This window comes from Clostridium thermarum (assembly GCF_006351925.1).
GTDB classification, from domain to species: domain Bacteria; phylum Bacillota; class Clostridia; order Clostridiales; family Clostridiaceae; genus Clostridium_AU; species Clostridium_AU thermarum.
This window is the reverse complement of the sequence record NZ_CP040924.1, coordinates 567593-582017: the sequence shown is the minus strand read 5'-3', so window position 1 is coordinate 582017 and position 14425 is coordinate 567593. Positions and strand designations below refer to the sequence as shown.

Genomic DNA, 14425 nt, shown 5'->3' with positions numbered 1-14425 from the left:
AAAATATGAATAACCTTACATCAGATAAGCTTTATGCCAATCAACTGATAATGCTCCCGGGTTCACGCGACTCTGCTGCTATTGAGTCTGGCGCTGTTAATCCCTTTACGGCATTAGTTGAACTGCATAAAAACCTGTCTGCAACTCCGGTAGTTTATAATGTTTCATCTAATAATACCAGCCAGTGGCTCCCGGCCACTAATGAGCAAATAGAGTTCTATATAAACCCAGATAATTTTATAAATGACCCCTATGGCAAATATCAATTTTTAGTTCTAAACTATACTTCCGGTATTACAGCGTCAGATTTAAACAGTATTCTAGCTGGCAAAGGAGTTTTAGAGGGTAAAGGTGCGGTATTTCTACAAGCTGCTGTCACTTATGATGTAAGTCCCATATATTTAGTTTCCCATGCACTATTAGAGACAGGAAATGGCAGTACAGCCTTAGCTAAGGGTATTACGGTAAGTACGGTTGACGGGGTTTCTGTTACTCCAAAGGTGGTATACAATATGTTCGGTATAGGTGCTTATGATATTAATCCCGATAAGTATGGGTCACAGTATGCTTATAAACAAAATTGGTTTTCCGTAGATGCTGCAATAAACGGTGGAGCTAAATGGATCTCAGCCCAATATATAAACAATATACATTACAGGCAAAATACCCTATACAAAATGCGGTGGAATCCTTCTAGTCCAGGTACTCATCAATATTCAACAGATGTAGCTTGGGCATATAATCAAACCTATAATATTAAAAGGTTGGTTGATAAATTATCCAACGCAAACTTAGTGTTTGATATACCAAAGTACTGATGATAAGGCAGTCATTACAGACTGCCTTAATTTTTTTACAGAATATATTTCCAGACCTAATGGTATTTTATTGAAGTTTATATCAGATTATGTTACATTATAACCATATTATTTAAAAGGAGGGTAAAAATGAAATTCAGGAAAATAAGTATTAAGATCTTGGTAATGCTTTTACCAATAATTATACTATCTGTATTTGCAATTTCTCTGGTAGCTTATTCCTCCAGCAAACAGATTGTTAACGAGGAAATAAGCAGTAAAATCACCGCTCTTCTAGGTGACAACATAGCAGCCATTGATATCCCCTCAATACAAGAAAACATTTCAAAAGACTTGAACTCTAATCTGACTAGCCTAATGTATAAAATGCTAATTATAGGATCCTTATGTCTAGTAGTATCAATTATTGCTGTTATTCTTCTGGTAAGATATATAAGAGTTAATATAGATAAGGTAAATTCAATGGTTAAAAAACTTGGAGAAGGAGACTTAACAGATAAAATTTCAATAAATACAAAAGATGAGTTTGGTCAAATGGCTGAAAATCTAAATAGCATGCTAGATAATATAAAGGCAATTATTCATAATATTACTGATTATTCTAATGATTTGAGTGCAGCAAGTGAAGAATTGTCTGCAACTGCAGAAGAAGTTTCTTCACAGTTTGAGACTATAAATAAATCCATACAGGAAATCAATGCAGGTGTTCAGGAAACCACTGCTACAGCTGAAGAAATATCTGCATCCATGCAAGAAATCGATTCCAATGTGAGTCTTCTATCTGATAAGGCTGTTGATGGAAACAGCAATTCAATTAAAATAAAGGAACGAGCTGCAGAAATGCAAAATAGTAGTAAGGAAGCTCTTGAAGAAACCGAACGGGTATATGCAGACAGGCAAAGTAAAATTCTCAAGTCTATAGAAGATGGTAAAGTGGTAGAAGAAATCCGTGTAATAGCAGATACCATTGCCAATGTAGCTGAGCAAACAAACCTATTGGCCTTGAATGCTGCCATAGAGGCTGCCAGGGCCGGTGAGCAGGGGAAAGGTTTTGCTGTAGTTGCTGATGAAGTAAGAAAGCTTGCTGAACAGACCGCAGCTTCCGTAAACAGTATTAAGATGATAATTGATAAGGTTCAAGTTTCCTTCAAGGATCTTTCTCATAATAGTAGACGCCTGCTGGTTTTTATGAATGAAAATGTAAAAACGCAGTTCGGAAACTTCGAGAGTATTGGAAGTCAATATCATGAAGATGCAGACTTTGTAAGCAGTATGTCCGAGGAATTAGCTTCCATGACTAAAGACTTAAAAACTACAATAGGTCAAATATCTTACGGAGTTCAATCCCTAGCTGAACTTTCTCAAAATTCATCAATTAACTCACAGCAAATTAATGAAAGCATAAACGACTCTACTGCAGCCATGGAGCAAATTGCCCATACAGCTCAAAGCCAGGCTGAGTTAGCCCAAAAGCTAAACGAATTAGTTCTAAGATTTAAAATATAATACCTAGTAAGAAAATTAAAATATGCCGGCACAGAGGAGGTACCATGCCGGCATTCCAACTAATGAGTAGACGTAGCTATTGCTTGTTTCGGTGGAGTAAAATCTGAGCCATATTGAATGTGAACCTACCCTTCTATACTGGGACCCACAGAAAATGCTGAAGTAATATATTGGTATCTCCAATCAATGACAATTGGATTATCATTGATTGGATTTATACTATACCATATATTACTACATATTATGCCATTATAGGACAAATTGTTCCACATTTATAAGCCAAAATTTGCCTATGCCCCCCCAATCCTTTAATATTTTATGATCTATAAGTACATAGATTATTTTAAAAAATAGGTATTGACGAATAAATAAATTTCATATAAAATAACTTAGGCATGGAAATCAATTTAACGGGGTGTGGCGCAGATGGGAGCGCGCGTGGTTTGGGACCATGAGGTCGCAGGTTCAATCCCTGTCACCCCGACCATTGGATTCATTGGGATATCGCCAAGCGGTAAGGCACAGGACTTTGACTCCTGTATGCGAAGGTTCGAATCCTTCTATCCCAGCCATTTGGTTCACTAGCTCAGTCGGTAGAGCACATGACTTTTAATCATGGTGTCCGGGGTTCGATTCCCCGGTGAGCCACCAAGTGTGCAGATGTGGCGGAATTGGCAGACGCACTAGACTTAGGATCTAGCGCCTACGGCGTGGGGGTTCGACTCCCTTCATCTGCACCATTTATTTTAAATTTAATATGCGGGAGTGACTCAATGGTAGAGTGTCACCTTGCCAAGGTGAAAGTTGCGGGTTCGAATCCCGTCTTCCGCTCCAATAGAAAGAAAACAGAGACAGGTTCTCTGTTTTTCTTTTTATAAAATGTACAAGTTCCCTAGGTTGTGGATCTTTTAAGTCCTTTAATTCCTCAAGCAGTTACTATTTTTAGTGTAGTTTCACCAAATTTGATGCTATATTAGCATAAAAAAAATATGGCTATCCCTATAGTGGATTACCTATAGCTACAGCAAGCTCGCCAACAACTAATTTAGAAGAATCCCCATAAACTGCAGTTGTTAAGTCTGAAGCTTCTATTTTTAAAACTGCCAGATCGGTTTTGGCATCTTTACGTATTAACTTTGCTGATATCTTTATTATAGAATTGCTTCCTTAAATGAAGCTTAAATATTTGTATTTCAAAAACCTATAAATTTTCATGTCATTTATGTCAAATTACTATGATTGAACATTATTCTTGGAATGTATACGATTTAATAAGAACCATTAATATATATAAAATCCACCGAAACAAAAGTGTATTGGAGGTTTTAACTATGTTTAAATGTATAGATATCAGTGGAATTTGGAATTTCCACCTTGACGGAAATAAAAAAGGCATGCCTCCTGTTTTCAGAGACACAATTACCCTGCCGGGCACCACTTCCTATGCCAAAAAGGGCAATAGAAATGAAAGCAGAGAAGTTGGCTTTCTAACAGATATTTATGATATAACAGAAAATCTATCCCTTGGGAAACATATCATTAACATACTGGTGGATAATACGCATTACCCAACAAAGGGCGGCCATCTAACCTCACCGGATACGCAGACAAATTGGAAGATTATGAGATGGGTGAGGATGTTCTTTTATGGAGCGAATATGAGCCCAACCTCTACACCTTTAAGCTTGGTTTAAAAATCAATGGTTCTCTAGTAGATACGGCTGAAGTTACCACTGGCTTAAGAAAGCTTGGTTCCGATGGGGATAAATTCAACATTAACGGAGCAAAACCTTTATGCGTGGAAAACACGATGGCTTGATCTTCCCAAAGACCGGCTTTGCTCCCACTACTGTAGAAGAGTGGCTTAAAGTGCTTTCAATATCCAAGTCCTATGGCATAAATCATTACCGCTTTCACACCTGCTGTCCACCGGAAACTGCCTTTGTGGCTGCTGATATATTAGGAATCTATATGCAGCCTGAACTTCCTTTCTGGGGAACCATGACTGACGAAAGCTACGAAAATCATAATGCCGTAGAGCAGGAATACTTAATAGCTGAAGGTCTTGCCATGTTGAAGACCTACGGCAACCACCCTTCCTTTGCAATGATGTCTCTTGGCAATGAGCTGTGGGGCAGCAAGGAAAGGATGGCAGAAATTCTGCGCCTCTATAAAAGTATTGATAACAGACATTTATATACCCAGGGCTCTAACAACTTCCAGTTTACCCCGGTTATCTTGGAGGAAGATGACTTTTTCAGCGGTGTAAGATTTTCACGAAACAGGTTAATAAGAGGTTCTTATGCCATGTGTGACGCTCCACTGGGCCATGTGCAGGTGTGCGAACCAAGCACCATGAAGAGTTACGATGAGAACATAGTTCCAACAGAAATAGAAATCGATAAGACTTCGGTAAAAGCAGCCGGAGAAACTATTGAAATACAATTTGGCACAGGAACAAAGAAGGTGGAAGCAATAAGCTCCGATGTCGGACTTATCCCCAAGGTACCGGTGGTTTCCCATGAGATAGGCCAATATCAAACCTATCCCAATTTCGATGAAATATCCAAATATACCGGTCCATTAAAGGCAGGCAGCTTTTATATTCCATACTGAATTACTTTAAATCTGACAAATTCCAACCGGCTGACGTGTTAGATGTTGATACACTAAGGAAAGTGCTTAATACAATTTACCATTGACAATGGACAATTGTCAATTTAACAGATATTACAATACGGGAGTGATAATAATGAATTCAAACAAAAACAAGTACGAGTATCCCTTTCAAAACCCCTCCTTGCCCATGGAAGAAAGAATTAACAACCTCCTAGATCTTTTGACAAGGGAAGAAAAAATTCAGCTTTTGGACAGTGGTAACCACACCATCTCCAGGCTTGGTTTTTCTGTGGCCGGCCAGGTGGAAGGCTATCATGGTGCTGCACTAGGAGGCCCCGGTAAATGGGGGGGCGATGTGCCTATGGCCACCACACAATTTTGCCAAGCTATTGGTCTAGCAGAAACCTGGGATCCCATACTGATTAAAGAAGCGGCTGAAGCAGAAGCTATAGAATTCAGATATGCCTATCACAAGCTTGGCAGAGGCGGTCTTGTAGTAAGGGCCCCCAATGCCGACTTAGGAAGAGACCCTCGATGGGGACGGACAGAGGAATGCTTTGGTGAAGATCCATACTTCAACAGCGTAATGACCGTTGCCTTTGTTAAGGGCTTGCAGGGGGATGATCCGAAATATATCCGGACAGCTTCCCTCTTAAAGCATTTTTTAGCTAACAGTAATGAGGATACCCGTACCTCCTCTTCTTCAGACTTTGATGACCGCTTATTCAGAGAGTACTATTCCTATCCCTTTATGAAGGGTTTTACGGTGGGAGGAGCTGATAACTATATGACGGCCTATAACAAATATAATGGCATCCCCTGTATAATAAATCCCTTTATCCGGGATATAACTATGAAGGAATGGGGTGTGGACGGTATTATCTGCACCGATGGAGGCGCCTTAGGTCTTTTGGTAACAGATCACCACTATTACGATAATAACAGAGATGCTTCCGCCGCCTGTATCAAGGCCGGTATAAGCCAATTTTTAGACCCCCTATACACCGATGGCGTTAATGAGGCCTTGGATGCCGGTTTGATAAGTATGGAGGACATCGATGAAGTTTTGAGGAGAAACTTGAGAATCATGATCCGTCTTGGCCTTCTGGATCCACCTGAAATGGTGCCTTATACAAAAATTGGACAAACGGCTCCCTGGGAAAGTGAGGCGCATAAGGCCCTGGTAAAGAAGGCTACACAAAAGTCCATAGTGTTATTGAAGAACAGTAATGACTTACTTCCTCTTGATAAGTCTTCCTTAAAAAGTGTTGCCGTCATCGGCCACAAGGCTGACATTGTACACGTAGATTGGTACGGCGGAGATCTGCCCTACTCTATCACTCCACTGCAGGGGATAAAAGATAAGCTAGGAAATAATGTTACTGTAAATTATGCCTTTGATAATACCAATAATGCAGCTGTGGAGGCAGCATCAAAATCGGACGTAGCCATAGTTATAATAGGTAATGATCCGGTATCCGGAAACTTAGGCTGGGCAATCACGCAAATGGACAGTGAAGGCAGAGAAGCTGCCGATAGAAAGTCTATAAACTTAGAAAAGGCCGATGAAGACATTCTGCAAGAGGTACTTAAGGCCAATAAAAATACCATCCTTGTGCTGGTTTCCAGTTTCCCATATGCAGTTAATAGGGCTCAGGAAACTATACCTTCCATTTTGCACATGACCCAGAACAGCCAGGAGATGGGCAGTGCTCTGGCAGATGTAATTTTCGGAGACTATAATCCTGCTGGCCGTCTTGTGCAGACCTGGCCAAAGTCCCTGGACCAGGTGCCGGATATTATGGATTATAATATCCGAAACGGCCGAACCTACATGTATTTCAAAGGTGATCCACTTTATCCCTTTGGCTATGGTTTAAGCTATACAAAGTTCAGGTACTCAGATTTAATACCAAGTTCAACTGAAATAGGTCCAAATGACACTCTGACAGTCACTGTAGATGTTGAAAACATAGGGTACCGGGACGGAGAAGAGGTAGTCCAGCTGTATGTTGAATATGTAAACTCCTCTGTGGAACGTCCTATAAAAGAATTAAAAGCCTTTAACAGGGTTATGATCGAAGCCGGTAAAAAGACTTCTGTTGGGCTTTCCTTTGATGCAAGGGATACCGCTTATTGGAATGCTGAGAAGGCTGCTTGGGTAGTGGAAGATGTAGAACTCATAATAAAGGTTGGTGGTTCTTCCTCCGATAAAGATCTATACCAATGCTGCAAAGTAAAAATAAAACATAACAATTAGGAGGCAAATATGACTACTATAGTCACCGGTGGCTTCACAGGGGTATTCTTTGGCTTGTATGCCACAAGTAATGGAACTGATTCTACTTCCAATGCTACTTTTCAAATAATTTAAGATATGTAATAAAAACTATCCACAAAGCATAACCCTTTCAAGTTATACTTTGTGGATAGTCTGTTAATTCTGTATGTTTCTATATCCCATTTGTGTGGAAACCATAAGTACTGCACCCTTATTCTGCACTTTTCAGGGATTCAATCATATCTATCTTGTCAAATCTCTTATACATAGCCAGGTTTACCGCTACGGAGAACAATATGGTCAATAACACTGAGATCAAGAATGAAATTGAACTGATTTCTTCCAAGAACATTATTACATTGGTTTCTGCGGCATACAGGACAAATTTATTCATCAGTATTCCTGCAAGTATTCCCGCTAAACTGCCTATTACAGTAAGTATCATGTTTTCCCTGTATATATAAAGGGCCAGTTCGTGGTCATAGAAGCCCAGGAGTTTTATTGTTGCAAGCTCCCTTCTTCTTTCTGTAATATTGATATTTGTCAGGTTATAAATTACAACAAAGGCCAGGACTCCAGCGGAGATTATAAGTATCAACACTACGGAATTTATGCTGTCTATACTCTTGTTGTAATCAATGTGGATGTTATTCTTAAAGCCCACAGAGGTTACCCCTTCTATAGTTTTCAGTTCTGCAGCGGTTTTATTCTGAGCCTCCTCGGAAGTGTCCTTAAGCAGTCCATAGAAGCTGTTATAGCTTACATCACTGCCCATAAGCTTTTTATAGTAAGCTGGACTCATATAAACATAATGCTGGATATAGTGCTCTGTTATACCTGCTACCCTTGCTTTCACAACCCTATCCTCTAGGGTAAGCTCAATGGTATCCCCAAGGGCTTTCTTGGTAAGCTTGGAAAGCTTCCTTGTCAATATGACCCCATCATCCTGAAACGCTATTTCTTGCCCCTTTGTATTTAAATAAATATAGCTATTAAACTGATTCTTATCTTCCGGAACAATTATATAAGCATCCTGACTTTTTGAGTCTCCCATACCTACAGACCCATTCTTTGAATAAAAAAATAATATGGACTTAACGTTATTATTTTTTTGCGCCTCTTCCTTTATGACATTTTTGTCTGATTCAGTAACATTTTTATTCAGATTTCCCTGCATGTTATACCGGTAGATCTCTTGGAATTGAGCTTCTGTTGCACCTATTATTCCTTCCTTAAGCCCAAAGCCGGTGATCATTAAGCCTGTGCAGGCAGCTATACCAATAACCGTCATGAAGAGCCTCTGCTTATATCTGAAGATATTTCTGGCAGTAACCTTCCTTGTGAAGCTCAACCTTTTCCATATGAAGGAAATTTTCTCCAAGAATATGACCTTACCGGACTTTGGTGGCTTTGGTCTCATAAGGGAAGCAGGCACTTCTCTTAACTCATCTATGGTTGCCCCCACTGCCGCCGCTGCGGTAAAGAATACGGCCAGCAGTGAAGCCTGAAGGGCAAGACCTCCATTAAAGGGTGTTAGGGTATCCGGAATAGCATAAAGGGATCCATAGGCATTTATAATAAGCGGCGGAAACAATCTAAAGCCAATGGAAATTCCTATAAGACTTCCAACAGCACTGGCTGAAAGTGAGTATATCAGATAATGGGCTACAATGGCCCCCTTGGAATAGCCAAGGGCATTAAAGGTTCCGATCTCCATCCTCTTTTCCTGCACCATTCTGGTCATAGTGGTGAGGCTTACCAAGGCTGCCACCAGGAAAAATATTAGGGGGAAAGCCTTCCCGATATTATCGATTCTGTCACTGTCCTGCCTGTAGGTTTCGTAGCCTATGTTAGCAGACCTGCCTAAGACATACCACTCAGGCCTTTTGATGTCTGCAAGCTTTTCTCTGTTTTTCTTAATTTCAGCTTCAGCCTCTGCAAACTTCTCATTGGCATCCGCCTCTTCCTTCTTTAATTTTTCTTTATTTTCTTCCAGTTCTTTTTGTCCATCCTCCAGCTCTTTCCTTGCGTCTTTAAGCTTTGTTAAGCCTTCCGCTCTTCCCTGCTTCAGTTCAACTTCCGCTTTTGCAATTTCTTTTTTGCTCTTTTCAAGCTCCTCTTCACCTTTTTTAAGGGCTTCCTCCCCGGCTAGGAGTTCTCTTTCTTTTGCCTCCAGCTCTTGTTTACCGCTGCTTATAGTGGCCTCTGACTTGTCAAAGTCTTGCTTTAAGGTCTCTATGTCGAAATAGGCCTTTATGCCTTCCAACATATTATCATTTTTCAGTGCAGCATACATGTCGTCAAAGTTCTTTCCTTTGATGTACTTCTCATAAAGTCTGTTTATGTCATTATACTGATAAGCATAGGTAACATCGGTAGGATCTGCTTCCATCAGCAGCCTTGCCTTTTCCACCTCTCCACTTATTCCAGCGGAAATACTTTCTGCGGCCTGCTGCTTTCCTGCTGCTAGCTTAGCTTCGCCTTCCTCAAGTTCTCTCTTGCCGGCTGCAAGCTGAAGTTTTCCCTCTTCTATTTTATTTTTATTGGCAGCTATTTCCGCTTCACCGGATAAGATTCTCTTTTTCCCATCCTCTATCTGTTTTTGTCCATCTGCCATCTTTTGATTGTAGCGAGCCTCATTTTTCTCTAATTCTCTCCACCCCCTGGCTATTTTCTCTTCTGCATCATTTATCTGCCTATGGGCATCGGCAAACTTTTCTGCAGCTTCTTTTTTAGCGTCTTCAAGTTCAAGCTCTGCCTCTCTCAGTTTATCCTCTGCTGTATTTAGAACCTCAGCATATCTTAACTCATTTCTTGGCTTGCCTAAATCCTTTAGTGACTTTTCTATATTACTGATGTAATTTTTGTAGGCTTCATTGTCCAAAAGGCTGTTAGTAGACTCATCGCTTTCAGTTCTCACATAGATCTCTGTATATACTTCACTTTTGAAAACCTCAGGCAGTATATACACAAAACCGCTTACACTGCCGTTTCCCAATGAGCTAAGCTGTCTTTGGGCAGATACGTATAAGGGAGATTGGGCCGTTCCCACAATAGTAAATTCCATATGTTTCAAGCTATCTTCTAATTTACTGTCGTTGCCGGACTTAAGGATTAGCTTATCCCCAAGCTTTAGATGAGCCCCTTCCAAAAATTTATCCTCTACCACTGCTTCCCTGGAATTTTCCGGCTTTCTGCCCTGGGTAAGCCTTATATCGTTGATACCCCCTTCCGGACTGAGAGAGTTGATATTCAGCACCAGCTGCCTTTCATTCAATTCCGTCACCGCATCAATGGAGTAAGCCCCCTCAGCCTTTGTGACCCCATCTAACTTTTGAATTTCAGCCAGGTCTCCCTCAGTAAGACCAAGAGTGGAAATTATCCTAAAATCCATAAGATTGGTTTTACTGAAGTAAGCATCTCCTGATATCTTCATATCGGGGCTTGTTGCCCGCACTCCTGCATAAAAGGCTACGCCCACTGCAATGATTATTACTATTGATAAAAACCGTGAAAGTGTCTTTTTTATGTCTCTTAGTAAATTTTTTAAAAAAGTTTTTCCCATGTTTACCACTCTATACTTTCTATTGGAGCCGGATTTTCATTCCTTTTGATACTTGCTATTTTTCCACTCTTCACGGTTATAACTTTATCAGCTATTGGTGCAATAGCCGAGTTATGAGTTATTACAACCACTGTCATATTGTACTTCTTTGCCGTATCTGACAGCAGTTTTAATATAGCCTTGCCGGTGTTATAGTCCAGGGCACCGGTAGGCTCGTCACAAAGCAATAGCTTAGGATTTTTTGCAATAGCTCTGGCTATAGATACCCTTTGCTGTTCTCCTCCGGAAAGCTGTGAGGGGAAGTTGTTGAGTCTATCGCCCAGTCCCACACTTTTCATCACTTCCTCCGGATCCATGGAATCCTTGCACAGTTCCACTGCCAGTTCTACATTTTCCAAGGCATTTAAATTCTGCACCAAATTATAAAATTGAAATACGAAACCAATGTCTTCCCGCCTATATTTTGTAAGGAGCTTCTTATCAAACCTGCTTATTTCATTGCCATCTACAAAGATACTTCCCTCCGTTACATAATCCATACCGCCTAAGAGATTGAGTATTGTTGATTTTCCTGCACCGCTGGCCCCGAGAATGATAACAAACTCACCCTTTTCTATAGAGAAGGAAACATCATCTACTGCTGTAATCACAACTTCGCCCATATCATAACACTTTTTTACGTTTTTTACTTCTACAAAACTACCCACTTTTTTGCGACTCTCCTTTCTTTATTTCTGATTAAAGTATCATTAATTTGAAGATTTTGGCAAGAAAAACAGAAAAAATCCCCCATAATTATTCATTATTAATTGATGAACCGACGTTCTCTTTTCACTCAAAAATATAGCTTTCTATCACAGAAAGCATATTACTATTATTCTACATCTTCTGTATCTAATTTATTTACAAGGTCCGTATAGAAAATGTCTATTAGGTTTAGTATAATTTTTCTAACTTCCTCACCCTCTTGCTTTTCCCGCACTATAATAGCAATAGATTCCACCAGGCTGTAAGAGATGAGATAGATACAAAAGTCGTCCTTGAGTCTCTTGCCCTTAATTGACAGTTCATATTTCATCTTTTCTGCAGTTACTCTGCTTATAAAATCAACAAATATACTCTTACAGTTTTCATACTTAGAGCCTTTACTTTGGTTGAGAAGTATTGAAATTTCAGTACTGCTGGAGTTAAAGATCTCCACTGTTTCTTCCATAAGCTCATCAAATACTACAGATGCCCTTTCATTAAGCTCTACCTTGTCAAACTGCCCTATATAGTTAATAAGCCTGTGATACACAGAGCCTATGAGATTCTCATATATATCTTCTTTTGAGTAGAAGTACTTATATATGTTTCCCACTGAAGTATTGGATTTTTTAGCTATACTTCTTATGGACGCCCCTTCATACCCCTTCTCCATAAACTCCTTCAGGGCCTCTTTAACTATACGGTTTCTCACTTCGTCTTTCAGATATTGCATTAGAAAACCTCCGTTCATTTTTAAATTTTATACCTCTTTTTTTTTAATGTCAATAGTTTGTACAGAAAGAAATTATATGCAATGAACATAAAAATAAAATCATGGAAAAACCCAATAAAATAAGAATTTTCCCATGACATATATTCACTATTATGGAGTTAATATTATTCAAAACACAATCAATATGTTTCAGCATAGTATTTCATACTATTCCTTTACACTTCCTACATTTATTCCAACTACGAAATACTTCTGAAGGAAGGGATATACCAAAAGTATGGGCGTTGCTGCAACAATGGTAATTGCAGCTCTTATGGATTGCGGGGTTACACTATTGCTTAACTGGGATCCTCCGCTCCGGGCAGCTATACTGCCTTGAACTGCTGAGGCAGTGGCACTGGTGCTCATAGATGTGGCCAATACCTTCATAAGTTCATACTGCAGAGTACTCAAGTGCTGCTTTGAAGAATTATAAAGGAAAGTATCAAACCAAGTGTTCCATGCTCCAACAGCCACAAAGAGTCCTACTACAGCTAAAACAGGTTTACAAAGAGGGAAGATTACCTGCATAAAAATTTTAAACTCTCCTGCGCCATCAATTTTGGCAGCTTCTACCATACTATCCGGAAGGGACTTTATATAAGTTCTTATAACGATAAGATTAAAGGCACCTATCATGGATGGAATAACATAAACCCAGAAGCTGTTTATAAGCCCAAGCCTTTTTATGAGGAAGTATCCCGGTATCAAGCCGGCGTTAAAATACATGGTAAGAACAAACACCACAGTGATGAATTTTCTGAAAACATACTCTTTCCTGCTCAAAGTATAAGCAAGCATGGCAGTAAAGAACAAATTAAGTACTGTTGAAAGTACTGTCCTTGCTACAGATACGAAAAAAGCACGATACACATAACCGTTTGCAAAAATGGATTCATAATTAAACAATGTCCACCTTCGTGGCCATATATAAATTCCTCCACGCATGGTATCTGAGGCATCATTAAAGGATATTGCCAATGTATTTAAAAAAGGGTATAGGGTTACAACAACGAGCGCCAACATAAATATTGCATTAAATATATTAAATATTCTGTCTCCAAGCTTCATTTTTTTTCTTCTCTTTTTCATATTATACTGCCTCCTCTCCTAAACCAGCTTTTCTTCTCCGATTCTACCTGCAATGAAATTTGCCATAAATAGCAGTGTTATACTAACTACACTTTTGAAGATTCCGGCTGCGGTAGCAAGGGAATAATTAAACTGCTCAATACCGTATTTGAGAGCAAATATATCAATGGTCCTGGAATAGTCTTGTACCAGACCGTTCCCTAAGAAATACTGTATTTCGAAACCGGCATCCAGAATATGTCCGATATTCATGATAAGAAGTACCATAAAAGTTGGTTTTATGCCTGGAAGGGTGATGTGAATCATCTTCTGAAAACGTCCTGCTCCATCCATTTCTGCAGCCTCATACAAGGCCGGATCTATTGATGCAATAGCTGCCAGATAAATTATTGTATTCCATCCCACTTCCTTCCAAACGTTAGCTATACCTACAATTGGCCAGAATAGCTTTGGAATACTCAAAAATGCAATTGGTTGATCTATAATGTTAAGTTTCATAAGAAGATTGTTTAGTATTCCAATTGCCGGATCAGTTGAAAGGACATTTGCAATTATTCCTGTAGCAATAATCCAGGATAAGAAGTGTGGTAAATAAGATATTGTTTGAACGGTACGCTTCAGGAATCTATTTTTTATTTCATTAAGCAGCAGTGCCAAAATAATGGCAGAGGTAAAGCCCAATACCAGATTAATTAAACTCATTGCCACTGTATTTCTAAAAACTTGACCAAAGCCCATATAAGAGAAAAGGTCTTTAAACTGTTTAAGGCCTACCCACTGTTGTTTGAAAAAGCTCGTTCCAGGTCTGTAGTTTTGAAAGGCCATTAGCCATCCCCAAATAGGTACATATGCAAATAAAATAATATATGCCAGAAAAGGAACAGACATAAAGATGAGTTCCCTTTGGCTCTTAATGACTTTCCATGTTATCTTTTTCTTTTCTTTGACTTTTATAGTATTTTTACTTTCATTGATATTTTGCTGAATTTCTGCCATATATTCTCCTCCCTGTATTCCTAAACTGC

Annotated in this window: 12 protein-coding genes, 5 tRNA genes and 1 pseudogene; 12 read left to right on the top strand and 6 right to left on the bottom strand. The window is 39.4% G+C overall.

The window, feature by feature from the left end; translation table 11 throughout:
• Positions 1-206: 206 nt before the first annotated feature.
• The 7 genes and pseudogenes from FHY60_RS18585 to FHY60_RS02560 form a co-directional block, all read left to right on the top strand.
• Positions 207-818: pseudogene (locus FHY60_RS18585) on the top strand (N-acetylglucosaminidase); the annotation flags it as partial.
• Between the two features lie 129 nt (positions 819-947).
• Positions 948-2324 carry a methyl-accepting chemotaxis protein gene (locus tag FHY60_RS02585; protein WP_139903083.1) on the top strand — a complete coding sequence of 459 codons (1377 nt, stop codon included), beginning with the start codon at positions 948-950 and terminating at the stop codon, positions 2322-2324.
• A gap of 411 nt (positions 2325-2735) precedes the next feature.
• A tRNA-Pro gene (locus FHY60_RS02580) sits at positions 2736-2811 on the top strand.
• A gap of 10 nt (positions 2812-2821) precedes the next feature.
• Positions 2822-2896, top strand: a tRNA-Gln gene (locus FHY60_RS02575).
• A 3-nt stretch (positions 2897-2899) separates the two neighbouring features.
• Positions 2900-2975, top strand: a tRNA-Lys gene (locus FHY60_RS02570).
• 5 nt (positions 2976-2980) lie between these two features.
• Positions 2981-3064 (top strand) — tRNA-Leu (locus FHY60_RS02565).
• A gap of 19 nt (positions 3065-3083) precedes the next feature.
• Positions 3084-3158 (top strand) — tRNA-Gly (locus FHY60_RS02560).
• A gap of 165 nt (positions 3159-3323) precedes the next feature.
• Here FHY60_RS02560 and FHY60_RS18580 read toward each other — a convergent pair.
• A complete protein-coding gene (locus tag FHY60_RS18580; protein WP_341472553.1) occupies positions 3324-3470 on the bottom strand; it encodes a trypsin-like peptidase domain-containing protein in 147 nt (48 codons plus the stop codon).
• A gap of 185 nt (positions 3471-3655) precedes the next feature.
• Between FHY60_RS18580 and FHY60_RS02550 the strand changes: the two genes are divergently transcribed.
• From FHY60_RS02550 to FHY60_RS17725, 5 genes are all read left to right on the top strand, one after another.
• Entirely contained in the window at positions 3656-4018 is a 363-nt protein-coding gene (locus FHY60_RS02550; RefSeq protein WP_139903081.1) for a hypothetical protein, read from the top strand.
• Positions 3952-4143 carry a hypothetical protein gene (locus FHY60_RS18215; protein ID WP_139903078.1) on the top strand — a complete coding sequence of 64 codons (192 nt, stop codon included), beginning with the start codon at positions 3952-3954 and terminating at the stop codon, positions 4141-4143. Before FHY60_RS02550 ends, FHY60_RS18215 begins: the two co-directional genes overlap by 67 nt.
• Positions 4119-4940, top strand: coding sequence for a glycoside hydrolase family 2 TIM barrel-domain containing protein (locus FHY60_RS02540; RefSeq protein ID WP_139903075.1), 822 nt, complete (start codon positions 4119-4121; stop codon positions 4938-4940). The genes FHY60_RS18215 and FHY60_RS02540 overlap by 25 nt, the downstream gene beginning before the upstream one ends.
• Before the next feature lie 136 nt (positions 4941-5076).
• Positions 5077-7203 carry a glycoside hydrolase family 3 C-terminal domain-containing protein gene (locus tag FHY60_RS02535; protein WP_139903073.1) on the top strand — a complete coding sequence of 709 codons (2127 nt, stop codon included), beginning with the start codon at positions 5077-5079 and terminating at the stop codon, positions 7201-7203.
• 9 nt (positions 7204-7212) lie between these two features.
• The gene (locus FHY60_RS17725) at positions 7213-7317 is read left to right on the top strand and encodes a beta-xylosidase family glycoside hydrolase (protein WP_163215706.1); all 105 of its coding nucleotides are present in this window, start codon (positions 7213-7215) and stop codon (positions 7315-7317) included.
• Between the two features lie 118 nt (positions 7318-7435).
• Here FHY60_RS17725 and FHY60_RS02530 read toward each other — a convergent pair whose 3' ends face one another.
• From FHY60_RS02530 to FHY60_RS02510, 5 genes are all read right to left on the bottom strand, one after another.
• On the bottom strand, positions 7436-10789 hold the full coding sequence (locus FHY60_RS02530) for an ABC transporter permease (protein ID WP_139903070.1): 3354 nt from the start codon (positions 10787-10789) through the stop codon (positions 7436-7438).
• Between the two features lie 2 nt (positions 10790-10791).
• On the bottom strand, positions 10792-11496 hold the full coding sequence (locus FHY60_RS02525; protein WP_139903068.1) for an ABC transporter ATP-binding protein: 705 nt from the start codon (positions 11494-11496) through the stop codon (positions 10792-10794).
• A gap of 167 nt (positions 11497-11663) precedes the next feature.
• Positions 11664-12269, bottom strand: a complete 606-nt coding sequence (locus FHY60_RS02520; protein ID WP_139903065.1) for a TetR/AcrR family transcriptional regulator — start codon at positions 12267-12269, stop codon at positions 11664-11666.
• 207 nt (positions 12270-12476) lie between these two features.
• Positions 12477-13400: a carbohydrate ABC transporter permease gene (locus FHY60_RS02515; RefSeq protein WP_139903062.1), complete on the bottom strand. Its 924-nt coding sequence runs from the start codon at positions 13398-13400 to the stop codon at positions 12477-12479.
• A gap of 18 nt (positions 13401-13418) precedes the next feature.
• A complete protein-coding gene (locus tag FHY60_RS02510) occupies positions 13419-14396 on the bottom strand; it encodes an ABC transporter permease (RefSeq protein ID WP_139903059.1) in 978 nt (325 codons plus the stop codon).
• Positions 14397-14425 lie beyond the last annotated feature (29 nt).